The sequence below is a fragment of the Pedococcus sp. NPDC057267 genome (assembly GCF_042668795.1).
In the GTDB taxonomy this organism is placed as follows: Bacteria; Actinomycetota; Actinomycetes; order Actinomycetales; family Dermatophilaceae; genus Pedococcus.
The window spans coordinates 1-22,683 of the sequence record NZ_JBHUYG010000040.1 but is presented as its reverse complement, the minus strand read 5'-3'; the positions used below and the strand labels follow the sequence as shown (position 1 = coordinate 22,683).

The 22,683-nt window shown below is 74.0% G+C and carries 19 protein-coding genes; 10 read left to right on the top strand and 9 right to left on the bottom strand.

Translation table 11 applies throughout. The features are described 5' to 3' along the window. Positions 1-6: 6 nt before the first annotated feature. From ACFUC1_RS10530 to eccD, 4 genes are all read right to left on the bottom strand, one after another. A complete protein-coding gene (locus ACFUC1_RS10530; RefSeq protein WP_379119404.1) occupies positions 7-1,227 on the bottom strand; it encodes a S8 family serine peptidase in 1,221 nt (406 codons plus the stop codon). Then, positions 1,224-2,564, bottom strand: a complete 1,341-nt coding sequence (gene eccB, locus ACFUC1_RS10525) for a type VII secretion protein EccB (RefSeq protein ID WP_379119402.1) — start codon at positions 2,562-2,564, stop codon at positions 1,224-1,226. The genes ACFUC1_RS10530 and eccB overlap by 4 nt, the downstream gene beginning before the upstream one ends. An 88-nt stretch (positions 2,565-2,652) precedes the next feature. Beyond that, on the bottom strand, positions 2,653-3,504 hold the full coding sequence (locus ACFUC1_RS10520; RefSeq protein WP_379119400.1) for a hypothetical protein: 852 nt from the start codon (positions 3,502-3,504) through the stop codon (positions 2,653-2,655). A gap of 122 nt (positions 3,505-3,626) precedes the next feature. Continuing rightward, positions 3,627-4,964 (bottom strand): type VII secretion integral membrane protein EccD, encoded by a 1,338-nt coding sequence (eccD, locus tag ACFUC1_RS10515; RefSeq protein ID WP_379119398.1) that lies wholly within the window; start codon positions 4,962-4,964, stop codon positions 3,627-3,629. A gap of 217 nt (positions 4,965-5,181) precedes the next feature. On the opposite strand from eccD, the gene ACFUC1_RS10510 reads away from it, so the two are divergent. The 8 genes from ACFUC1_RS10510 to ACFUC1_RS10475 all read left to right on the top strand — a co-directional run bounded on the left by ACFUC1_RS10510 (position 5,182) and on the right by ACFUC1_RS10475 (position 11,580). Next, the gene (locus tag ACFUC1_RS10510; protein ID WP_379119396.1) at positions 5,182-5,481 is read left to right on the top strand and encodes a WXG100 family type VII secretion target; all 300 of its coding nucleotides are present in this window, start codon (positions 5,182-5,184) and stop codon (positions 5,479-5,481) included. Between the two features lie 2 nt (positions 5,482-5,483). Next, on the top strand, positions 5,484-5,765 hold the full coding sequence (locus ACFUC1_RS10505; RefSeq protein WP_310148421.1) for a WXG100 family type VII secretion target: 282 nt from the start codon (positions 5,484-5,486) through the stop codon (positions 5,763-5,765). A 92-nt stretch (positions 5,766-5,857) separates the two neighbouring features. Beyond that, on the top strand, positions 5,858-6,493 hold the full coding sequence (locus ACFUC1_RS10500; RefSeq protein ID WP_379119394.1) for a hypothetical protein: 636 nt from the start codon (positions 5,858-5,860) through the stop codon (positions 6,491-6,493). A gap of 31 nt (positions 6,494-6,524) precedes the next feature. Further along, on the top strand, positions 6,525-7,937 hold the full coding sequence (locus ACFUC1_RS10495; protein WP_379119392.1) for a S8 family serine peptidase: 1,413 nt from the start codon (positions 6,525-6,527) through the stop codon (positions 7,935-7,937). Positions 7,938-7,939: 2 nt separating this feature from the next. After that, the gene (locus ACFUC1_RS10490; protein WP_379119391.1) at positions 7,940-9,406 is read left to right on the top strand and encodes a WXG100 family type VII secretion target; all 1,467 of its coding nucleotides are present in this window, start codon (positions 7,940-7,942) and stop codon (positions 9,404-9,406) included. Between the two features lie 26 nt (positions 9,407-9,432). Further along, positions 9,433-10,371: a hypothetical protein gene (locus ACFUC1_RS10485; protein ID WP_379119388.1), complete on the top strand. Its 939-nt coding sequence runs from the start codon at positions 9,433-9,435 to the stop codon at positions 10,369-10,371. Then, entirely contained in the window at positions 10,368-11,117 is a 750-nt protein-coding gene (locus ACFUC1_RS10480) for a hypothetical protein (RefSeq protein ID WP_379119385.1), read from the top strand. The genes ACFUC1_RS10485 and ACFUC1_RS10480 overlap by 4 nt, the downstream gene beginning before the upstream one ends. Positions 11,118-11,121: 4 nt before the next feature. Next, entirely contained in the window at positions 11,122-11,580 is a 459-nt protein-coding gene (locus tag ACFUC1_RS10475; RefSeq protein ID WP_379119383.1) for a hypothetical protein, read from the top strand. A gap of 17 nt (positions 11,581-11,597) precedes the next feature. Here the strand turns inward: ACFUC1_RS10475 and ACFUC1_RS10470 are convergent, their stop codons facing one another. Together ACFUC1_RS10470 and ACFUC1_RS10465 are read right to left on the bottom strand one after the other, a co-directional pair. After that, positions 11,598-12,368 carry a hypothetical protein gene (locus ACFUC1_RS10470; protein WP_379119381.1) on the bottom strand — a complete coding sequence of 257 codons (771 nt, stop codon included), beginning with the start codon at positions 12,366-12,368 and terminating at the stop codon, positions 11,598-11,600. Between the two features lie 83 nt (positions 12,369-12,451). Beyond that, positions 12,452-13,999, bottom strand: coding sequence for a hypothetical protein (locus ACFUC1_RS10465; protein ID WP_379119379.1), 1,548 nt, complete (start codon positions 13,997-13,999; stop codon positions 12,452-12,454). A 203-nt stretch (positions 14,000-14,202) separates the two neighbouring features. Here ACFUC1_RS10465 and eccCa point away from each other — a divergent pair, with 203 nt between their 5' ends. Then, the gene (gene eccCa, locus ACFUC1_RS10460; RefSeq protein ID WP_379119377.1) at positions 14,203-18,171 is read left to right on the top strand and encodes a type VII secretion protein EccCa; all 3,969 of its coding nucleotides are present in this window, start codon (positions 14,203-14,205) and stop codon (positions 18,169-18,171) included. 17 nt (positions 18,172-18,188) lie between these two features. Continuing rightward, on the top strand, positions 18,189-18,935 hold the full coding sequence (locus ACFUC1_RS10455; protein WP_379119375.1) for a lysophospholipid acyltransferase family protein: 747 nt from the start codon (positions 18,189-18,191) through the stop codon (positions 18,933-18,935). Between the two features lie 64 nt (positions 18,936-18,999). Here ACFUC1_RS10455 and ACFUC1_RS10450 read toward each other — a convergent pair whose 3' ends face one another. From ACFUC1_RS10450 to ACFUC1_RS10440, 3 genes are all read right to left on the bottom strand, one after another. After that, a complete protein-coding gene (locus ACFUC1_RS10450; RefSeq protein ID WP_379119373.1) occupies positions 19,000-20,580 on the bottom strand; it encodes a hypothetical protein in 1,581 nt (526 codons plus the stop codon). Positions 20,581-20,659: 79 nt separating this feature from the next. Next, positions 20,660-21,196 carry an NUDIX hydrolase family protein gene (locus ACFUC1_RS10445; protein WP_379119371.1) on the bottom strand — a complete coding sequence of 179 codons (537 nt, stop codon included), beginning with the start codon at positions 21,194-21,196 and terminating at the stop codon, positions 20,660-20,662. Between the two features lie 114 nt (positions 21,197-21,310). Beyond that, positions 21,311-22,666, bottom strand: coding sequence for an FAD-binding oxidoreductase (locus ACFUC1_RS10440; protein WP_379119369.1), 1,356 nt, complete (start codon positions 22,664-22,666; stop codon positions 21,311-21,313). Positions 22,667-22,683: the final 17 nt, after the last annotated feature.

The window sequence follows — 22,683 nt, the reverse complement described above, 5'->3', positions numbered from 1 at the left end:
CGGAGGTCAGGCGGCGCGGCGCCGGGCGCGACCGGTGCGCATCGCCCCACCGAGCGCGAGGGCGACGAGGGCCCCGGCGCCGAGCAGGCTCCACCACAGCGCGGCCGTGCGCTGGGGGGCGTAGGGGTCGGGGCGGGCGCTGAGGTCGATGCGCTCCGGCGCGGCCGTGACCACCGGGCGCGGACTCTCACCGGGTGCCGGCGGGCCTTCGACGCTGGAGTCGGTCAGGGCCGTGAGCGCCTCGTAGGGCTGGACCAGGCCCCATCCGGCGGCGTCGGTGCGCTGGTCGCGCCGGTCCCGGGCGGCCGTCGACTCCAGGCGGTGCTTCCAGGCCGCCGGCCCCTCGGTGGGGAACCGCTGGGCCAGCAGGGCTGCCGCGGCGCTGACGTAGGCCGTCGCGAAGCTGGTCGACTCCTCGTCCTGCTCGAGGAGGCAGTCGCCGGCGTCGAGGTACGTCGTGAGGATCTGGGTGCCGGGCGCGGCCAGGTCGACGTGCGGGCCGTGGATCGAGCCCTCCCCGACCGTGTCCGACGCGTCGACGGCGGCGACCGCGACGGCCTCGGGGTAGGCGGCGGGGTAGCGCGGGGAGTCGCTCTTGTCCTCCGAGACGTTGCGGTTCCCGGCCGAGGCGACGACGAGCGCACCGCGCCGCGTGGCGTAGGAGACGGCCTCGCGCAGGGCCGGGTCGTCGGTGGGCGTGCTCATCGAGACGTTGACGACCTTGGCGCCGTGGTCGGCGGCGTAGCGGATGCCCGCGGCGATCCGGTCCGGGCGGGGGCCCACCCCGGCGCTGCGGGACTCCTCGGCGTCGGAGAAGAAGACCCGCACGGGCATGACCTTCGCCTCGGGCGCCAACCCCACCAGACCGGAGCCCTTGACGCCGCGCGCGACGATCTCCCCGGCGACAGCGGTCCCGTGGCCGAGGTCGTCACGGTTCGCGGGGAGCTGTGGGACGAACGACTTCCCCACCACCAGGGCGTCCTTGAAGTGGGCGTTGCGGGCATCGACGCCGGAGTCGACGACCGCGACCACCACGCCGCGCCCGGTGGCCTGGGTCCAGGCGAACCGCGCGTTGAGCCGTCGGAGGGCAAGCGGCTCCTGGGCCACGTACTGCACCTTGCCCGGCTCGCACTGGGCCGCTTCCGCGGGGGACGCAACCGCGACCACCCCACCCAGGCCCGCCACGAGGGACGCCACGGCGGCGGCCGCGGTCCGGCGCGGGCTCATTTCTTCGTGCTGACGGCGTTCTGCGCCGCAGCGATGCTCAGCACCGGACCGGAGGCGAACAGCCCCACCCACGCCTGGGGGACCGGCACGACGTCACCCTTGGCGTACCCGAGCCGGGCGAGGACGTCGTCGCCGCCGACCACGCTGTACGCGGTGGCGGTCTGGTCCACGACGAGCACCGGGCCGCGGTTGATGATGTTGTCGCCGATGGAGCGCACCAGCGCCCCGGACCCGGCCTCGACCTCGGTGACCTGGCCCTCGGTCGGCTTGACGGTGCTCGAGGTCGACAGGGCGGTCGACGGCAGGGTGTTGGGTCCCGCGGTCAGGGTCGCGCACGGCGGTGCGTCCAGCGGCTCGGGGATCTGCTCGGGCCACTGCGCCGGGACGACCTGCCGGTCGGTCGTCCTGAGGCCGGCGATCTCGGCCGGGGTGACCTGGATGTCGGAGCCCACGGTGCGCCCGGACCCGAGCTGGTAAAGGGCGTAGGCGAACGGGGTGATGAGGGCCAGCTCGCCCGTGCCGAGCACGACGTAGCGGCGCGGGGTCGAGGTGCCCGAGTCCTTGACGGCCAGGACGGAGCCGACGACCGCGCCCGGTGGCAGCCCGGCCCGGGCCTTGCCGGCGTCGGGGATGCGGAAGGCGCCCAGGGTCGGCCCCTGCGGGAACAGGCTGGTCCACGCCGCGGGGGCGGGGATCGGTGTGCCGGACTCCAGGCGCAGCTGGCGCAGCACCGACGCCGCCTCGTCACCCTTGACGGGCAGGCGGTAGCCGCCCGTGACCACGAACAGTCCGTCGGCGGTGCTCACGACCGCGGCGCTCCCGGTGGCGGGAGCGCTGGCCGCGCGCTGGCCGACCACCGTGCGCTGGGCCCCGGACTGCGCGACGCACGACACCCACCCGGTGCGTGACAACCGGCTGGCGGGCGTCAGCGAGTCGGGGGCGCCGAGGATGCCGATCGCCGCACCGCGCGGGGTCGTGGCGATCTTGTCGTCGTCGACGGTCACGACCTTGAACTCGTCGGCCGGGATCAGCAGCCGCGCGCTCGTGGTGTTGATGACCGGGTACAGCGTCTTCTTGATCGCGACGTACCGGGCTCCGCTCTTCTTGGCGATCACCAGGCGGTTGTCGTCCCACCCCGACGGCAGGCCCGGGCTCAGCACGCCGGCGACGAGGCCGCCCACGGCGACGAGCGCGGTCACGGCCAGGCCGCCGACGATCGCCCGCCACGGCCGCTGCGGCTCGACCTCGCGGCCGCCGGGGGCGCCGGCGACGAAGGCGGTGGTCAGCCTGCGGCGGCTGAAGGCCTGGGCCTCGACCAGATCCTTCTTCGTGGCCACGGCCGGTTCCTGCCTCTCGCGGTGGGTGCTGCGACGACGGCCACCCTACGGGGGCGGCGTCGCCGTGGTGGTGGTGGTCGGGTGCCGGTCAGTGCCGGCGACGGTATGCCGGGGTGAGCCGCTGGCGGGTCGCCAGGACGAGGGCCCCGGCCAGCAGCAGGACGCCGGCGAGCGTCGTCATCGAGCTGATCGGCGACCCGGTCCGGGCCAGGACCGCCGGTGGGGCGCCGGCGGGGTCCGCCACGGCGCCGGCGGCCGGGGCGGCGGCACGGGGAGTGGCGATCGCGTCGGCGTACGAGCCTGCGCAGAACAGGCCGCAGTCGCCGCGGCCGACCTTGCCCTCGACGGCCACCGGGTCGGTGCCGAGCGTGCCGGTGGGCACGCTGCCGCCGGTCGACCCGCCGTTGCCGTTCCCGCCGGGGTTGCCGTTGCCGCCGGGATCGCCGTTGCCGTTGCCGCCGGGGTTCCCGGCGCCGTTGCCGTTGCCGCCGGGGTTCCCGGCGCCGTTGCCGTTGCCGTTCCCGCCGGGGTTGCCGTTGCCGCCCCCTCCACCCGGGCCCGGGTCGGACGTCGTCGTCGTGGTGACCGTGGGCGTGCCGCTGGTGGGCGGCGTTGACGGTACGTCCGTGGTCGTCGTCGTCGACGGCTGGTCCGTCGGCTCGGTGGCCGTCGAGGTGGGGGACGCGCTCGTCGTGCTGCTCGTGGGCACGACGGTCGGGATCGGGCAGTCGATCGGGAGCGGGTCGAGGATGTCGCACGGGTCGGCCCCCACGTCGGCCGGCAGTGCAGCCTGGAGCTGCGCGGAGAGACCCGCGACCTGGGTCGTCGCGACCGGCGCGGGGAGGTCCTCGGCCCGGGCCGACCCGGCCCCCACGGCGATGAGGCCGACCCCGAACAGGGCGGCAGCGGACAGTGCGGACGCACGACGGATGGCGCTCACGGTGAAAGGTCCCCCTGGACGTTCGAAACGATCAGTCCCCGGTGCCCGGCGTCACGGGGACGCCCGGCCGGTCAGAGCATAGGGGACGTCCCACACCATCGGCACGTCAGGCGCGAACCGGGTCAGAACACCCCGATCGCCGCCACTGCGAGCGGCAGGACGGCCACGAGGCAGGCGCCATCGATGGCGTCCGCAGCCCGTCCGAGCCGGACGCGCGACCTCGGCGCGATGAGCGCCAGGGCCACGACGAGGGCGGCCCCGCCTGCCATGCCGACCCCGAGCGCGGAGCGCCACCCGGGGTGGGTGACAGCGGCGGCGATGCCGACCGTGGCGAGGCCGAGGACGCCGGCCACCATGGCGACCAGGACCGTGGCCCGCGTCCGGCTGTGGCGCGTGCGCAGCAGCACGGCCACGAACCCGACCACCCCGAGGACGGTGCCGAGGACGCCTGTGGCGGCGGCGAGGGGCGCTGCGAGGAGGGCGACCGCCCCGGCCGCGACCGACAGGCCGAGCATGAGGTCGTGACCGGCCAGGACCTGTCGGCGCACGGCGCGGTTGTCGACGGCCGGCGGGTCGGCGTAGATCTCGCCCTCGGTGCGCGGGGGATGGGTCGTGAGGCGGCTGGACGACAGCGCGAACCACGGCACCAGGCCGCCCACCAGCACGGACCCGGCGAGGACGCAGCCCGCCACCGAGCCGACCGACCACCCGGCGAAGTGGACGAGGGCGCCGGTGACGGCCATGACGAAGCCGACCACCGCGACCGCGCCCACGACGGGGCGGTGCGCTGTGACGGCCAGGACGCCGAGGCCGCCGACGACGGCGGTCGCGGCACCGGCACACAGCAGGGGAAGGCCCCAGAGGGAGCCGTCGGTGCTGACCGCGAACCCGGCCACGGCGGCATACACGCCCCCGGTGACCGCCAGGGCGGCCCCCGACACCTCCTGGCGGCGCGCGTGCGACAGCACGGCCGCCGCGACCACGAGCAGCACGGCCACCACAGCGGCCAGGCCGACGACCAGGGCGCCGTGGGTGCGCGCGGTGAACAGCGCGACGGCACCGGAGAGGAACAGGACGACGGCCGCACCCAGCGCCGTCCGGGCACTGTGCTCGGGGGTCCAGGGTGCGAACGAGGACTCGACGAGGTCGGCCACCGCCTCCACCACGTCGTCGTAGACCTTGAGCTCGACCGGGTCGCCAGCCGGCTCGAGCGCCAGGACGAACCCGTCCTCGACCCCCTGGGCCGCCAGGCTCCGGTCGGGCTCCACGGGGCTCCCGTCGTGGCGGACCAGGCGGAAGCCGCGGCTGGCCGTGGCGGGGTCGAGCTGCCCCAGCTCGCGGGCCAGCTCGGGGAGCAGCTCGGCGACGGGGATGCCGCCCGGCACGCCGAGGTCCGCCCTGCGCGTGCCGGCCGTCACCGACACACGGATGAGCGATGCGGACGTGGTCGCCTGCGTCACGAGTCCCCTCCCGGTTGCACGAAATGCACCTCAATCACCTCACGGACGAACGCAGCATAGAGGGGAGCGCTCCCCATGTCGCACTTCGGACATCGTTGCTAATGTCGGGCACCGGACCTCGGGGGAGATCGGAATCTTGGGGTCCGCTCCGTGCGACAGACGCAGGGATTCCGAGTGCCCCGAGGGGGGCCAGACGCGTGGAAGTTGGGAGGCACTGATGCTTGCAGCTGGTGATGGCGTACTCCAAAAGGGCGCCGCAGTCGTCGCCGACTACAAGGGGCAGCTCGATGGCGAGCTCGCCGCTCTGGAGGGTCGGCTGGCTGGACTGAAGTCGATGTGGCAGGGGCAGGGCGCGGCGGGCTTCGACCGCACGTTCACCCTCTGGAAGGACGACTCGAAGAAGATCATCGCGGCGCTCGACACGTTCGAGGCCAACCTCCGCGAGACCGACCGCACCTTCCGGGAGCGGGACGAGAACGCTGCGCAGGCCATCAGCAACAAGTACGGGGGGATGTGACCATGCTCGTCGACCACGGTGGACTGAGCCAGGCGGCCGGCGACCTCGCCCAGTCCGCGGGCAAGATCGAGGCCAAGCTGGCCGAGATGGACTCGGCGCTCGCGCCGCTGCAGAGCGAGTGGGACGGCACGGCCAAGGCCGCCTACCACGAGGCCAAGAAGAAGTGGACCCAGGCGCTCACCGACATGAAGGTCCGCCTCGCTGAGATCGGCGCCGCCGTCGACACCAGCAACCAGGACTACATGGACGGCGACAAGAAGTCGGCCGGCCTGTTCGGCGGCTAGTCGTCACGGTCGTGCCGGGGCTCGCGCCCCGGCACGGGCCGTGTCGACTGGGCGAGGACGAACGACCACACACTGCAGGGGGACGAACGACCATGGGCCTTCCCGACGAGGACAAGCCGACCGGGTACCGCTACGCCAACGGCAAGCTCAAGGCGGACTTCGAGATCATCCGCACCCTGGCACACAACAGGGGTGCGACGTGGACCGAGAAGGCGACCGAGAGCCACGCGAAGGTCGCCAGCACGACGCTCACCGCCAACTCCTTCTCCGGCATCGAGTCCTGCCGCGACTTCGGCACGGTCTACGCCGCCGCCAAGCAGATCTACGAGGACACGCTCAAGGGCGTCGAGGAAGACGTCAAGGAGTACCAGGAGAAGCTCCTCCAGGTCGCCAGGCACCTCGAGGACAAGGACAACCGGGCGAGCGACGTCTTCGCCGGACTCGCGACCAGCGACCCCTCGCGACGCCAGGACCTTCACTCCGACGCCCAGAACAAGCATGCCAACGCCAGCAAGGAGGCGGAGCACGCCGAAGCCGTCCAGGACGAGGCGGTCCGGCAGTCCTCCGCCGCCGATCAGCACGGCGCCGGGCAGCAGCCCGCTGGTCAGCAGCCGGGGGTGCAGGACGGCGCGCCCCCGGCACCGGCGACGGGTGACAACACCGTGGGCGGTGGTGCGCCACCCGCACCGGCCGGCGACAGCCAGACCCAGGTGAAGGCCTCGCGCTGACGCGCGGGCGACGAAGGAGCCGTCAAGACCCATGGAACGCGGAACCGGACGCCGCCTGCGTCGCTTCCTCCCCGTGACCGCGCTCGCCGCGCTCACGGGGCTGCTGCCCGTGCTCGGAGGTGCCGCCACGCTGTCGTCCGCGCAGGCCGTGCAGCGCCCGTGGTGGCCGGCCGCGATGGGGTTCGACGACCTGCAGCGGGCCGGTGGCACCGGCAAGGGGATCACGATCGCGGTGCTCGACGACGTCATCGACCCCAACGCTGCGGACATCAAGGGCCGTGTGGCCTCGAGCGAGAGCGTCTGCTGGGACAAGGTGAGCACGGGGACGGGACCGGAGGCCGACCACGCGACCGAGATCGCCCAGCTGCTCGTCGGCACGGGCGTGTCCGCCAACGGCATGCCCGGCGTGAGGGGGATCGCACCGCAGGCGACGCTTCGCCACTACACCATCGGCTACGGGGAGAAGCTGCGGTGCACGCCCGGGGACGAGAAGCACCTCGACACCACCGAGGCGGCGATCACGAAGGCCCTCGAGGACGGCGCCAAGATCATCTCGATGTCCTACGGCAAGCCGGGCACCGACGACGAGGTGAGGCGTGCGGTCGTCGAGGCCCAGCACGCGGGCGCGATCCTCGTCGGGGCAACGGGGGACAAGGTCCTGGACTTCCCCTCGGGCTACAACGGCGTGGTGGCCGTCAACGCCTGCGACCGGGAGGGGAAGATCTCTGCGTTCGCGGCGCCCTACACCGGTAACGGGATCGCCTTCTGCGCGCCGGGCGTCGGCATGGCCTTGGGGAACCATGACAAGCAGGGGCGCTGGCTTCCCCAGGGGATGCTCGTCGACGGGTCCTCGTACGCGGCGCCGCTCGTCGCGGGTGGCCTGGCGGCCTACTGGTCGAAGTACCCGAAGGCCACGGCCAACCAGGTGCTCCAGGCGGCGGTGCACAACCCCGGCATGAAGCAGGGGACGAGCACCACCGGGAAGAAGGGCTGGATCTGGTGGTACCGCCGCGAGGGCAGCGGCTTCCCCACCATCGTGAACAGCTCACGCACCGGCTTCGGCTGGGGGATGTTCGACGCCGCCGACCTCATGTCGGTCGACCCGTCGACGTACCCCGACACCAACCCCCTGGTGGGGGACGGTGGCATCTACGGTCCCACCGCCCAGGAGATCGCGGCGGGTCGCCTGCTGCCCAAGGCGACGTCGTCCTCGCCCTCGTCGGCAGCGGGGACCGCGACCGCGACCGCGACGTCGGCGCCACGCCCCTCGGGCGGCTCGGCGGCCGGCCCGATGGCACCGACGTCCTCGACCTCGAGCGGCGTCCCCGCCTGGGTGTGGGTAGTGGTGGCCGTCCTGGTGCTGCTCCTCGCGGGTGGTGCCGTCATGTTCACGCGCAGGGGCTCGGGCACGCGTCCGGCCGTACGACCAGGGGAGGGGACCTGACAGTGGGACCCAAGGAGAGCGAGCTCGCGAAGATCCGCGACGCGGCGTCCGACATCAAGGCGCAGGGTGAGGAATGGGAGGCTGCGGCCGCCCGGATCGACGCCTTGGTCGCCAGCGTCAAGAGCACCAAGAACGACCTCGGCCTCGACTGGGAGGGCGAGGGCGCCGACGCCGCGTTCGCGGCCATGGACAGGCTCACGGCCAGCCTGAGCGAGCACGCGGCTGCGCTGCGCCAGGTCAAGTCGGCCCTCGACGTCGCCGACACGGCCGTATCGACGGCCCAGACGGCGCTCGCCACGAAGGTCGAGACGGTCGACACGAGTCCAGACCGCACCGGGTACGTGCGCCAGACAGGCCTGGAGCCGGGCAGCACGGAGCCGGTCGGCAAGACCTTCGACCAGGCCGCGTACGACGCGGCGGTCGCCCAGCAGGAGCAGCAGCGCGAGGCCGCGGCGGCCGCCGCGCTGCGCCAGCTCAGCACCGACATGGCGGGTGCGACCTCGCAGCTGCCGGTCGACGCGACCCCGCACCGCAACGACGGGGGATCGAACCTGCCGAGCGGTGGAGGCGGGGGGAGCACCCCGACCGGCGGTGGGAGCACCCCGACCGGGTACTCCGGTGGCCACACCGGCGCCGTGCCCACGGTCGGGTCCACGACCGGCTTCGTCCCGTCGGGGGGCGTGTACCACCCCGGCATCGACCCGACGATCCCGACGACGGTGCCCACGGGGGGCCTCGTCGACGACTCCGCCACGACGGCGGACGGTGTGGTCTCCGGGACCGTCCCGGGGTTCACCGGCGTCAGCGGCTCGACGGGTTCGAGCGGCAACCTCGGCGGTTCTGCCCTCGGTGGCGTGGGTGGGCTGGCCGGTGCGGTCGGAGGGATCGGCATGGTCGCCGGGGGCGCCGCGGGCCTGGTCCGCGGTGCCGGTGGGTCCGCGGGCGGTCTCCTCTCCGGCCTCGGCCGCGAGGCGGGAGGCTCCCTGTCGGGCCTGACCCGCGCGGCGGGCGGCTCGGCCCGTGGAGCGCTGGGCAACCTCACTGGCACCTCGGCCGTGCCAGGCGAGAGCGCGTCGGGCGGTGGGACCACGGGAGCGGCAGGGGCGGCCGGCGGACGGGGCGGCGGCAGCGGCATGGTGTCTGCTGGTGGTGGCGGAGCCGGCGCGGGTGGCGGTTCGTCGGTGCGCGGTGCCTCGGCCGGCGGCCGGTACGGCGTCCCGAAGCTCGACGGCGCCTCCGGCCGTGGCGCCGGTGGAGCCGGGGCCGCCGAGGTGGCTTCCGGGCAGGGTGCCGGCAGCCGGGGAACCAACGGCGTGGCCGGCGGCGGCGGTGGCGCCGGGGGCGCCGGCGGTGGCGCCGGGGGCGCCGGCGGTGGCAGCGACAAGAAGAAGGACAAGGAGTTCCTCACCCACGAGGACGAGGAGAACTGGTACGACGACGCAGAGGCGAGCGACTCCGTCTGGGAGTAGACGTCCCGAGAGGGGGGAAGACCACCATGGCACCGAAAATCAAGGTCGAGATCGCGCAGCTGGACCTCGCGGAGCAGGTCCTGGACCGCCAGCGCGGCCACATGGAGGCCGCGGGCCGCTTCGTGCAGGCCAACTGCCGCGCCAGTGGCGCCTTCACCGGCGTCCTCGGGCTGCTCGAGGGGCACTACTCGCGCGCCTACGAGGCGGGCACCCGCGGCATGGCCAACGGGTCCACCATCGCCGACACGTGCGCCACCCTGACGAACGGCACGCGCAAGGAGTTCATCGCCCGCGACCGTGCGGCCTACGAGGCGATGGCGAGGAAGGGCGTGAACCTGCCGCCGTACGAGGCCCCCACCGGGGGAACCGTGCGCAGCGGCGTGCCGGTCGGCCCGGTCTCGGGCACCCCCTCCGGCGGCGGGTTCCTCGACGGGATGAAGTCCTGGAAGACCTACGTGGACAACGCGACCCACCTGTCGAAGCCGTTGTGGCAGAACCCCAAGGAGCTCTGGCGGATCCAGCAGGGGAACTTCGACTCCACGCAGCGCACCGACCCGAAGTACTGGATCCAGCGTGGGCTGGACAAGCAATTCGACGCGCTGACCAAGAAGATCGACGGGATGTCGCCCACAGAGCTCGGGACGTACCTGCGCAACCGGCAGCGGAACGCGTACGCCAACGGCCAGGACTTCGCCCGCAGGCACTCGCTGCTGAACCGCGACACGGCCTCGCCGGCCCCCGCGGCGGGGGCGGTGACGGCCCGCGACTCCAGCCGCATCGACACCGCGAGCAAGGCGCTACAGGCACCCACGGCGCTGGTGAGCGAGGGACAGGACGTCCTCAAGGCGGGCGAACGGCTCGGCGACACCATCGACCAGACGCAGCAGGTCAACGACGCCGTCAACGGCCCGAGGAACGACGGCGGCATCACCTGGGCGAAGAACCACAAGGGAGGGACCTGGTGAGCGTCTACGAGAAGGTCGACCCCTCGGCCTACGCCTCGCAGAGCCTGGCCGTCGCGTCCGACGACGACTTCGCCAAGGAGTTCGAGTCCAGCTGCGGATTCCTCATCGGCCACCTGCTCGGCTTCTGCCGCGAGGCCTTCGGCACCGACCCGCTGCTCGAGCTGGTCAAGCCGCTGTGCGGCGACTGGGGGCTCATGGGTGTGGCCCAACAGGGCTGGGGGGACGCGGGCAAGATCTGCACCGCGGTCGGTGAGAACTTCACCGCCCTCGACGCCGGCACCGCCGACGTCTGGGACGGGGACGCCGCCACCGCCTTCCGTTCGCGGATGACGTCACTCGGTGGCACCTACGCCACGTACGCGCAGGGGTGCCAGCTCACCGGCGAGCTGACCGGAAGCCTCATCGAGGTGGCCAAGTCGGCGTGCCTGGGCATCGGCACACTGATCTCGTTCATCAGCGACATCCTCGAGCGGCTCATCATCGAGGCCTCGGTGCCGGTCGTGGGGTGGCTGGTCGGCGCGGCGGACATCGCGATCCACATCCGCAGCTTCTGGCAGAAGTTCGACCGCGCCATCAGCCTCATCCGCCGGGTGCTGGACGCCATCGAGAAGTTCGTGAAGGCCATCTACTCGGTCATCAACATCATGCACGCGCTCAAGCTGGCGATGACCACGGTCGCCGGCGGACTGGCGATGTACAACGGCTCTCGCATCGACGAGGCTGCCCACAACAACTTCGGAGTGTGACGAGATGAGCGAGGCAGACCGCGCGATCGCGGAGGTCCGGGCCCTGCTGGGGGAGATCCGCAGCATCCAGGCCGACATCGAGCGGGACACCCGCGAGGCCATCGAGGAGCACGAGGCCTACCTCGCGAAGGTCGAGCCCGAGGACGAGGAGCGCGCCGCCAAGGCGCGCCGCGGCGAGCTCGGCCCCGACTGGCAGCGGCTCCAGCGCCAGATCGACCTCGGCGAGACGAGTGCCACGGCCGTCGTGGCCGGGGTCGACGAGTCGCCGGCCGCCGAGAACGTCCGCCGCACGGCAGCGGAGAACGCCCGTGAGGTGATGCGGGTCCAGGCCGAGGCGCTGGAGTCCGACGACCCGGCGACCGAGGAGCTGACGGCGTCCATCGGCGCCGCCCGACGGAACCTGCGGGAGATGCGCGAGCAGATGGAGCGGATCCGGCAGATGCCGCTGCCGGACGTCGACTGACGCGGGCGCGTCGTCGCTCAGGCGTTCTCGTCGGCCGTGTCCGGCGCGGCCGCCGGCCTGGCACGGGACCGCCTGGCCCGGGGGCCGCCGAAGCGTCCCGGGTCGTCGACGGCCATGATCTGGCTGCGCCGCCGGGTCAGCGCCGAGAAGCAGATCAGCTCCAGGTACGCCAGCGACACCAGCGTCACCGAGGCCCAGAGGGGCGAGGTGCGCGAGTCGGGGGACCCGGTCCAGCCCTGAGGTCGCAGGAGCGGGACCGACAGCCCCGTCGGGTCGGTGATCACGTCCGCCTTCTGCCCGGGCCGGACGACGGAGTACTGGTAGTAGTTCGGGCCGCGGCGTCCCAGGGTGGAGTACGCCACGGTCTCCCCGGTGCCGACGCCCGACACGCGCACGCGGTAGCCGCCGTTGAGGAGCCGTTCCGCCTGCGTCACCGTGACGTCGGTGGTGGGCTGCATGACCGCGGTGGTCCAGACGCGGTAGCCGGCGTCCTGCACGAAGAACGTCGCGAACGGCACGAGGAGGAACATCGCGCACAGGACCTTGAACGGGATCCTGTCCGTCACCTGCAGCAGGACGAGCCAGAAGACGACGGCCACGGCCATGCCGAGGGTCTTGGGGTACAGCCCCGGCGTCGCGTTGTGGTCGCCGAGGCGCGGGTGCCACGACCACCAGACGGCGCCGAGCAGCACCAGGTGGGCGACCAGGACGAGCAGCCCCCGACCCCACAGCCGCATGCCGTCATCGCGCCGTCCGGCACGGGCCTTGCTCTTCGCCGTGGTGCTCACCGGGTCCTCGTCTCGTCGGGGTCGGGTGGTCGGGGTCTGCGGCTCGTGGTGGGTGTCCTCGCCGAGTCGTCGTCGGCTCGAGCTCAGCCGGAGGTCAGCCGCCGGAACGCCTCGATGCCGTCGGCCGCGACGACAGCCACGGGCAGGCTCAGCACGACGGCGGACGACTCGAGCAGGTCGGACAGGCGGGACAGGCGGGTGGAGTGCCAGCCGCGGGCCAGCGCGACGGCGCCCCCCACCGCGACCAGCCCCAGCACGGTCGCGAGGGCCAGCAGCACGAACCCCCAGGCGTCGGCGAGCCGCGCGCCCGCGGCATACGTCCCGAGCAGCGCGGCCACGCCCGCGGTGGTGAGCATCGCGGTGCGGGGGAGCCGGTCGCGCACCGTGCGGGACTGGTAGCCCAGCGCGAGGGTCACGGCCGCGCACAGCCCCACGCCACCCCACGTGGCGAGCGCCGACCGGCCAGGCGTGGCCACGAGGACGGCCAGCGCGACGGCGGCGACCAGGCAGCCCCAGACCGTGCCTGCGGCCACGGTCTCCCGGGCCTGGTGGAAGACGCCGTCCACCTCGCGGGGCCGCAGCCGCCGGAACCGACGCACCTGCTGGACGCGTGCGGTCCAGATGGTGGTGGCGAGCCGGTCGACGTCGACGAGCTGCTCGTCGGGCAGGTCGAAGCCCAGCGAGGGCAGCAGTCGCACGACCGCCGGCACGAGGCCGGCCACGACGGCCGCCACGGCGAACGACGGCCAGTCCAGCAGCACCCCCACGACGCACAGGCCCGCCACGGCGGCACAGGACGTCATGGCAGCCCGCGAGGCGCGGTCGGAGGTGCCCCCGACGATGCGGGCCACGCCCGCGAGCGCGGTCGCGAGCACGGCGCCGGCGAGCACCGCGATGCGTCCGGAGCCGGGGGAGTCGGTCACGGGGAGCGCGAGGCCGGCGGCGAAGCCGAACACGGGTGCCACCACCCGGGAGAGCCGGCCGTTCGCCGAGGCGTCGAGCGCCAGGGCCAGGCCCGGGACGAACAGCAGGAGGGCGGCCGCCGCGGGCCAGGACGTCCCGCTCGGCAGCTGGCCGCGGAAGGCCTCGACGCCGAGGACGAGGGCTGCGGCCGCTGCGATCCCGCCTGCGGCCCACCGGGCCAGCACCTGCGGCTGCAGCCAGACCGCCGAGGGACCTGCCGGCGCGAGCGGGAGGGCGGCCGCCGTGGCAGCCGCCGGGTCCGCCGCCGCCTCGTTCGGCAGGCTGCCGCGGCGGCGCGTGACCTCGGAGAGCTGGCGGCGGGCGATGGTCGCCTCGGAGGGGGGCACGTACCGGCCACCCTGGCCCTCGGGCGAGCGCGCCCCGGCCGCCACCACGGACGGGTCGAGGTTGCGCACGTCGCGGGGGACCTCGTGCGTGGTGGCCCGGACGACGGTGAGCAGGGCACCCTCGGGCACCGCGTCGCCGAGCACCTCGTGCAGCGCGATGACGCGGCCCGCTGGCGTGGCGACGGCATACGGGCTGTTGCGTGGGGCGATGCCGAGGACGGCGAGCAGGTCGCCCACCTGCGCGTTGGCGGGGGCAACGAGGTCGTAGCGGCGGTCGTCGGCGAGCAGGGACACCCGGTGCGCTGACTCCTCGCCGGACACCCTGCCTCCCCTCCTGCGTACGTCGCTGCCCCCACGGCTCCCCGGAACAATAGTGCCTGACCGTGGCCGGCCCGCACGCCAGCGCGCTGCCCCGGCGGGGGAGAGGGTAGGTTGGGCCCGCACGTGCAGGGGTGCCGTCCGTCTCGGGGGAGTCGGGGGCCGCCTGATGGGGACAGCCGGTCGTCGAGGAGGGCGCACACCACATGGCAGTGACGTTGCGGAGGGGGCCGCGCGAGCAGGCTCCTGAGGTGCCCTCCGGCCGGATCGTCCTGCAGTCCCCGCCGGAGATCACGCCGAGCGAGGGCGCGAGCTCCCTGCTCATGAATGCCGTGCCGATGCTCGGGAGTGTCGGCTCGATCGCGTTCGTGGCCCTGTCGCAGCCGGGGGTGAAGGGGTACATCGCCGGCGGCATGTTCCTGCTCGCCTCGCTCGGGTTCGTCGGCGTCAACGGCTGGAAGCAGCGCCAGCAGCACGCGGCCGGCGTCAGCGAGGCCCGGCGCGAGTACCTCGCCTACCTCGGCGAGGTCCGCGCCACCGTCCGGGAGGCCGCGAACCGCCAGCGTGCCGCGGCGCTGTGGAACAACCCGTCACCCGAGGCGCTGCCGTCGGTGTGCGAGGAGCGCAGCCGCGTCTGGGAGCGCTCGGCCAGTGACGACGACTTCCTGCGGGTGCGGTTCGGGCGGACCAACCAGCCCCTGTGCATCACCCTCGAGGCCCCGGACACCCCGCCGATGGCCCAGCTCGACCCGGTCGCCGCGTCCGCGCTGCACCGCCTGCTGTCCACCCACCGCGTCCAGCCCGACCTGCCGGCGTCGGTGAGCCTGCCGTACTTCTCCCGCATCGAGGTCACCGGCGACGCCGAGCCGGCCCGCGCCCTGGCCCGCAGCATCATCGCCGCCGCCACCACCCAGCACGCGCCCGACCAGCTCCAGGTCGCCGTCGTGGCCGGGTCCGACGCCCTCCCCGAGTGGGAGTGGGTCAAGTGGCTGCCGCACGCCCACAGCCAGCGCGAGCGCGACGGCGTGGGCCCCGCCCGCATGGTCGCCTCGTCCCTGTCCGACCTCGAGCTGATGCTGCCTGCCGAGCTGCGCGAGCGGCCCCGGTTCGGCTACTCCGAGACCGTGACGCTGCCGCACGTCCTCGTGGTGGTCGACGGCGGCGACGTGCCTCCCGGCAACGCGATCGTGACCGAGGACGGCGTGCTCGGCGTCACCGTGCTGCACCTGCCCGAGCGCTGGGACGAGCTGTCGGTGGACAGCCGCATGCGCCTCGCCCTGGGCCAGCCGGCCACCTCCGGCCCGTACGCCGGCCGGGTGCCGATGCAGATCCTCACGCTGTCCAGCGAGCCCGCGCGCGGGTTCGCCGACCAGATGTCGCTCGTGCAGGCCGAGGCAGCGGCGCGCCGCCTCGCGCCGCTGTATGCCGGTGCCGAGCCCGAGCGCCGCGACGCCATGACCGGCACCACCGAGCTCGTGGACCTGCTCGGCCTCGGCGACGTGCGCGACTACGACCCGGAGGCCGCCTGGCGGCCCCGGCTGCAGCGCGACCGCCTCCGGGTGCCGATCGGCGTCGGTGCGCAGGGGCAGGTCGTCTCGCTCGACATCAAGGAGTCGGCCCAGCAGGGCATGGGGCCGCACGGTCTGGTCATCGGCGCCACCGGCTCCGGCAAGTCGGAGGTGCTGCGCACGCTCGTCCTCGCGCTCGCGATGACGCACTCGTCCGAGGCGCTCAACTTCGTCCTCGTCGACTTCAAGGGTGGGGCGACCTTCGCCGGCATGGCCGACATGCCGCACGTGTCCGCCGTCATCACCAACCTGGGCCAGGAGCTCAGCCTCGTCGACCGCATGCAGGACGCCCTGCACGGCGAGATGGTGCGCCGCCAGGAGCTGCTGCGCGCCGCCGGCAACTTCGCCAACGTCACCGACTACGAGAAGGCTCGGGCGGCGGGGGCCGACCTCGAGCCGCTGCCCGCCCTGCTCATCGTCGCCGACGAGTTCTCCGAGCTGCTCGCCGCTCGGCCGGAGTTCGTCGAGCTGTTCGTCGCGATCGGCCGCCTCGGCCGGTCGCTGTCGATGCACCTGCTGCTCGCCTCGCAGCGGCTCGAGGAGGGGCGCCTGCGCGGCCTGGAGTCGCACCTGTCGTACCGGATCGGCCTGCGCACCTTCTCGGCGTCGGAGTCGCGGACGGTCATCGGCGTGCCCGACGCGTACGAGCTGCCGGCCGTGCCCGGCCTCGGCTTCCTCAAGCCGGACCAGACCACCCTGCTCAAGTTCAAGGCCGCCTACGTGTCCGGGCCTCCGCCGGCCCGCCGGCGCGCCCACACCGGCAACACCGGGACGACCGGCGAGATCATCCCGTTCTCCGCCGCGCCGGTGCTGCGCCTCAGCACCGAGACCGAGGTGCCCGTCGTCGACGAGGGCCCCCGCGAGGACCGTGCCACCTTCGACATCGCCGTGGCGAAGATGCGCGGCAAGGGCCGCCCCGCCCACCAGGTCTGGCTGCCGCCGCTGGACGTGCCGGACTCGCTCGACCGCCTGCTGGGCGACCTCACGACGGACGACCGGCTCGGCCTCGTCTCGCCGTCGTGGCGCGCGGCCGGGTCGCTCGTGGTCCCGCTGGGCATCGTCGACCGGCCCCTGGAGCAGCGGCGGGACGTGCTGTCCGCCGGGCTCGGCGGGGCGGCCGGCCACGTCGCCATCGTGGGTGGCCCGCGCAGCGGCAAGAGCACGCTGGCCCGGACCCTCGTGGCCGCCCTGGCCCTCACCACGACGCCGCTGGAGTCGCAGTTCTACGTCATGGACTTCGGCGGCGGCACGTTCGCGCCGCTGGTCAAGCTCGCGCACGTCGCCGGGGTGGCCAGCCGCAACGAGCCCGACGTCGTGCGCCGCATGTTCGCCGAGCTGCGCGGCATCGTCGACAAGCGCGAGGCCTACTTCCGCGCGCAGGGCATCGACTCGATCGAGACGTACCGGCGGCGCCGGGCCGAGGGGCGGGCGGACGACGGGTACGGCGACGTGTTCCTCGTCGTGGACGGCTGGCCCACCCTGCGCGCGGAGTTCGACGAGCTCGAGCTGCAGATCCAGGAGCTCGCCGGGCGCGGCCTGACCTTCGGCCTGCACCTCGTCGCGACCACGAACCGGTGGATGGACTTCCGCAGCGCGGTCAAGGACGTCTTCGGCACGCGCCTGGAGCTTCGCCTCGGCGACACCAGCGACTCCGAGATCGACCGCAAGCTCGCGGCGAACGTGCCGAAGGGCCGGCCCGGGCGCGGTCTCGAGGCGACCCGGCACCACTTCCTCGCCGGGATCCCGCGCATCGACGGAAGCGGTGACGCCGGCAGCCTCGGGGCTGGGGTCGACGACCTGGTCGAGCGCGTCAACGCCGCGTGGCAGGGGCCGAGCGGTCCCAAGCTGCGGCTGCTGCCCGACCGGATCGACCTCGAGCAGGTGCGCGCGCAGGCGCGGACCGCGGACCGGCGCATCCTGCTCGGCATCGACGAGGGCAGCCTGGCCCCGATCGGTGTGGACCCCACGGAGGAGCCGCACCTGTACCTCTTCGGCGACAGCGACTCGGGCAAGACGGCCATGCTGCGCACCTACGCCAGCGAGGTCATGCGTCTCTACACCCCGCAGGAGGCGCAGATCTTCGCGGTCGACTACCGCCGCGGCCTGCTCGGCGAGATCCCCGACGAGTACCTGCGCGAGTACTTCACCACCGAGGACCAGGTGGCGCAGAACATCCCCGAGCTCGCGGCATACCTGCGCTCCCGCCTCCCCGGGCCGGACGTCACGCCCGAGCAGCTGCGCACCCGGAGCTGGTGGAGAGGCGCTGAGGTCTTCGTGCTCGTCGACGACTACGACCTCGTGGTGACCTCGACCGGCAGCCCGCTCGCGGCCCTCGTGCCGCTGCTGGCCCAGGCCGGCGACGTCGGCCTGCACCTCGTCGTCACGCGCCGCACCGGCGGGGCGAGCCGGGCGTCGTACGAGTCGGTCATGCAGAGCCTGCGCGACCTGGCCAGCCCCGGGATCCTGCTCTCCGGCAGCCCGGACGAGGGCCCGCTCATCGGCAACGTCAAGCCGGTGCCGGCCGTCCCCGGCCGCGGGCGCCTCGTGTCACGTGAGACAGGCAACAACGTGATGCAGGTTGCCTGGACGCCGTCACGCCACGGCTGACCTCTAGGCTGGGCCCCATGGAGCCGGTCTACTCGTCCGTGATCGGTGTCGCCCGAGCGCTGTTCGCCTTCCAGGGGTTGAAGATCCGCCTCCGCGGGCTCGACCACGTGCCGCGCACCGGTGGCGCCGTGATGATGATCAACCACACGGGTTACTTCGACTTCACGTATGCCGGCCTCGCCGGTGTCGAGGCCGGCCGCCTCGTGCGGTTCATGGCGAAGAAGTCGATCTGGGGCAACCCGGTCGCCCGGCCCCTGATGACGGGCATGCGCCACATCCCGGTCGACCGCGAGGCCGGGCAGGAGTCCTACGAGACCGCCCTGGCCGCGCTGCGGTCCGGCGAGATCGTCGGCGTCTTCCCGGAGGCCACCATCAGCCGGTCGTTCGAGCTCAAGGAGTTCAAGTCCGGCGCGGTGCGGCTGGCGCAGGAGGCCGGCGTCCCGGTGCTGCCGGTGACGATCTGGGGCTCGCAGCGGATCTGGACCAAGGGCCGCCCCCGCAGGATGGGCCGCCACCACGTCCCGCTGTTCATCACCGTGGGCGCACCCCTGGTGGTCGCGACCGACGAGGACCCGGTGACGGCGACAGCCCGGGTCAAGGACGTCATGCGGGTGCAGCTCGAGGCGGACCAGGCCGCGTACCCGGCGTGGCCGGACGCCGAGCGCGAGCTGCTGCCGGCCCGCCTCGGCGGCACCGCGCCGACCCTCGAGGAGGCCGACACCATGGACGCGGCCGACCGCAGGGCCCGGCGCACCGCGGGCTGACCCGGAGCCGCGCCGGCGCGTCGTGGCACGCCGCGCAGCGCTGACCGCCGGGGCCGGCGACCTGTCAGGCCTTCTTGCCCTTCGCAGGCTGCGCCTTCGCGGCCTTCGCCTTCGCGTCCTGGGCCGCCTTGGCCTTGGCCGCCTTCGCGCGGGCCCTGGCCGCCTCCTTGGCCGCCTTCGCCCGGGCGCGGGCCGCCGCGGCCGCGGCCTTGGCCTGTGCCCGCGCAGCGGCTGCAGCGGCCCGGGTCGGCGTGCGGCCGGTGGCAATGCCGGGGACCGGCTTCCCGCCGCCCGTCACGGGGCCGCCGGTCACGGTGCCACCCCCGGTCACGGTGCCGCCGCCGGTGACCGTGCCACCGCCGGTGACCGTGCCACCGCCGGTGACGGCGCCCCCGCCGGAGGTCGCAGGGGGAGGGGCGGACGGGCCCGCAGCGCCGTCGGACGAGCCACCTGCGGCGGTGGTGGCCGTGCCTGCGGACGTGGTGAACGCGGCGGTGCTGATCACGACCGTGGCGGCGGCGCCGGTGCCCGAGAGGCCGACCGGCTCCACGGTGCCCCCGCCGACCGGGGGCTCGCCGGGCTGGGTGCCGGGCTGGGTGCCGGGTTGGGTCCCGGGCTGGGTTCCGGGCCCGGTCGGCTCGACACCCGGGGGCGTCGCCGTGGGCCCACCACCGGAGGCGCTCGGGCCCGGAACCACCGGGCCCTGGGCGGTCACCACGGGACGGTTCACGGGTCCGCGGAAGAGGTTGTCGACGACGGCCGGCAGCAGGCCGCTCATCGCCGCGGCAGCTCCCACGCCACCGAGGGCGATGACCCAGGCGGCTGCGCCGGCGCCGGCCCGGGCGCCTCGTGAGGCCTCGCGGGCTCCACGAGGGGGGACCGGGCGGACGAGCGTGGGGCTCGCAGCCGGCGTCTGCCAGGTGAGCAGGTCCACCACGGACGCCTCGGCGGGCGCGACCACCCGCGGCGCGGCGACAGGACCCGTGGCCGCGGGAGCGGCCGCTGCCGGCACCCCCGCCAAGCCTGCAGCGCCGGAGCCGGGGACGGGTGTCGCTCTCGGCCTCACGGCGGCCCCATCGGCGAACAGCCCCGCGACCGTCGCCGCGTCGGTGAGCTCCTCGGGCCGCGCTGGCGTCCGCATCGCGGCGTACAGCTCCTCCAGGGGCTCGAGCAGGCGCCCCTGCCCCCGAAGGACGAGGTCGAGCACGGTAGCGGGGTCCGTGCCGGTGAGGCGCGCCATGGAGTCACGGCCGAGCCCGGCGACGACGGCCATGGCCAACACGTCCGCCGACTCGGGCCCGCAGGCGCGCAGGGCCGACACGGCCCGCGCGACCGCCTGGGCGTCGCCCGTGCGCGGATCCTGCTCCGCGTCCGGGTGGGCCCGCGTCACCGGGGTGCCGGCGGCTGCGGTCTCGCGTGCGGTGCCGACGGCGAGCTCGAGCCAGTCGTCGTCGTCGGCCGGGCACGCCGGGAGCCGACGAAGGAGCGTGGGCCATGTCGCGAGGGCCAGGGCGCCCGCGTCCTGAACGGCCACGACCCGCAGGTACCGGACCAGGACGGGGTTCGTGGCGGCGTACAGGCGTGCGAAAGCCTCCTCGTCGCCCCCTTGGGCGCCGAGGAGGTATGTGGCGATTTCCCCCGGCACGTCACCCAGTGTCCCCTGACGCCTGCGGTTCACGCCTCAGCCGTTCGGTTGATGTCGGGGGGAATCGGTTGCGGAATCGTCAGATCGCGTGCCCGAGGTGGGCCAGGGCCTGGCGCAGCAGCACGCCGTGGCCCCCGGCCATCTCCTCGACCACCGACGGTTGCAGGGCCTCCTCGGGGCTGAGCCAGGCGAGGTCGAGGGCGTCCTGCTGCGGCTGGCAGTCGCCGGCCACCGGGACGACGAAGGCGAGGGAGACCGCGTGCTGGCGCGGGTCGTGGAACGGCGTGACGCCGGGGGTGGGGAAGTACTCCGCGACGGTGAAGGGCTGGGGGCTGGCCGGGACCTGCGGCAGGGCCACGGGGCCGAGGTCCTTCTCCAGGTGGCGGATCAGGGCGTCGCGCACCCGCTCGTGGTACAGCACGCGCCCGGACACCAGCTCGCGGTTGATCTCGCCGTCGGAGGCGCGCAGGAGCAGCCCGACCGCGGTGACGGCCCCGCGCTCGTCCACCCGGACCGGGACGGCGTCGACGTAGAGGATCGGGAGGCGCTGACGGGCCGCGTCGAGGTCCTCGCGGGACAGCCAGGACTCACTGCGTTCGAGCTCGAGCGGACTCATGACCTGTTTCTACCAGTGATGGCCGCCGCACCCCCGACCGGTCCGCGCCAGGGCCGCCGGGTGGGTGCGGGCCGTCCCGAGTCGGCGTGGCCTGCGGTGCCCGGGGAGCGGAGCTCAGGACCAGTACACGCGCCCGGGGTTGAGCACGCCGCGGGGGTCGAAGACCGCCTTGAGCGCCCGTTGCCGCTCGAGCTCGGCGGTCCCGAGCTCCTCGGCGAGCCACGGCGCCTTGAGCGTGCCCACGCCGTGCTCGCCGGTGATGGTGCCGCCCATGCCCAGCGCGGTCGTGACGATCCGGCTGAACGCCTCGTGCGCGCGCTCGCGACTGCCCGGCTCGGCGGGGGAGAAGAAGATGCTCGGGTGCAGGTTGCCGTCGCCGGCGTGGCCCGCCATGACGATCTCGAGGCCGGAGTCGGCGGCGATGCGCTGGCCCTCGCGGATGAGGTCGGTGAGCCGCCCCACCGGCACGCAGACGTCCTCGAGGTAGCGCGGGCCCTTGGCCTCCAGGGCGGGGCTGAGCGCCCGCCGCCCCGCGAGCAGCAGGTCGGCCTCGGCGGGGTCGTCGGCCACCGCGACCTCGGTCGCGCCCGCGTCGGTGAGCAGGCCGGCATACCGCTGCACGTCCTCGCCGGTGTGGCCCGGGCGGTCCGACTGCACGAGCAGCACCGCCTCGCAGTCCGACGGGAAGCCGTAGTCCGAGAGCGCCTGGACCGCGGCGACGGCCGCTCGGTCCATCAGCTCGACGAGGCTGGGCACGTGCCGCTCGCGGCGCAGCGCGACGATGGCGGCACTCGCCGCGTCGAGCGAGTCGAACGTCGCGAGGACGGTCAGGGCCGGGTCGGGCGCCGGGATGATCCGGGTCGTGACCTCGGTGACGACGCCGAGCGTCCCCTCGGACCCGACGAACAGGCCGGTGAGGTCGAGGCCCGCGGTGCCCTTGGCGGTCCGGTGGCCGGTGCGGATGACCTCGCCCCCGGCCAGGACGACCTGCAGCGAGCGGACGTAGTCGGCGGTGACGCCGTACTTGACGCAGCACAGCCCACCGGCGTTCGTGGCGACGTTGCCGCCGATGGTGCAGAAGGCGGAGGAGGCGGGATCCGGCGGGTAGAACATGCCGTGCTCGGCGACGGCGTCCTTGAGCTGCTTGTTGACGACGCCGGGACCGCAGACGGCGATGCCCTCGAGCGGGTCGATGGTGGTGACCGACGCCATCCGCTCGGTGTTGAGCACGATGCCGCCCTCGATCGCGACCGAGCTGCCGGTGAGGCTGCTGCGGGCACCCTGCGGGACGACGGGGGTGCGGGTCTCGTGCGCCCACCGCATCACCTCGACGACGTCGGCGAGGTTGCGGGCCCGCACCACCTCGAAGTCGGCCGGGGCGGTCGCGCCCACGGACTCGTCCGTGCCGTAGCCCGCCTTGACGTCCGGGTCCGTGACCGTGTCGACGGCGAGGTCGGTGGTGGTCGTCATCCCCGCAGCGTATGCCG

Coding starts and splice junctions, on each gene's coding strand:
- ACFUC1_RS10530 (WP_379119404.1), bottom strand. CDS start 1,227: ATGAGCCCGCGCCGGACCGCGGCCGCCGCCGTGGCGTCCCTCGTGGCG.
- ACFUC1_RS10510 (WP_379119396.1), top strand. CDS start 5,182: ATGCTTGCAGCTGGTGATGGCGTACTCCAAAAGGGCGCCGCAGTCGTC.
- ACFUC1_RS10505 (WP_310148421.1), top strand. CDS start 5,484: ATGCTCGTCGACCACGGTGGACTGAGCCAGGCGGCCGGCGACCTCGCC.
- ACFUC1_RS10500 (WP_379119394.1), top strand. CDS start 5,858: ATGGGCCTTCCCGACGAGGACAAGCCGACCGGGTACCGCTACGCCAAC.
- ACFUC1_RS10495 (WP_379119392.1), top strand. CDS start 6,525: ATGGAACGCGGAACCGGACGCCGCCTGCGTCGCTTCCTCCCCGTGACC.
- ACFUC1_RS10485 (WP_379119388.1), top strand. CDS start 9,433: ATGGCACCGAAAATCAAGGTCGAGATCGCGCAGCTGGACCTCGCGGAG.
- ACFUC1_RS10475 (WP_379119383.1), top strand. CDS start 11,122: ATGAGCGAGGCAGACCGCGCGATCGCGGAGGTCCGGGCCCTGCTGGGG.
- eccCa (WP_379119377.1), top strand. CDS start 14,203: ATGGCAGTGACGTTGCGGAGGGGGCCGCGCGAGCAGGCTCCTGAGGTG.
- ACFUC1_RS10455 (WP_379119375.1), top strand. CDS start 18,189: ATGGAGCCGGTCTACTCGTCCGTGATCGGTGTCGCCCGAGCGCTGTTC.
- ACFUC1_RS10445 (WP_379119371.1), bottom strand. CDS start 21,196: ATGAGTCCGCTCGAGCTCGAACGCAGTGAGTCCTGGCTGTCCCGCGAG.
- ACFUC1_RS10440 (WP_379119369.1), bottom strand. CDS start 22,666: ATGACGACCACCACCGACCTCGCCGTCGACACGGTCACGGACCCGGAC.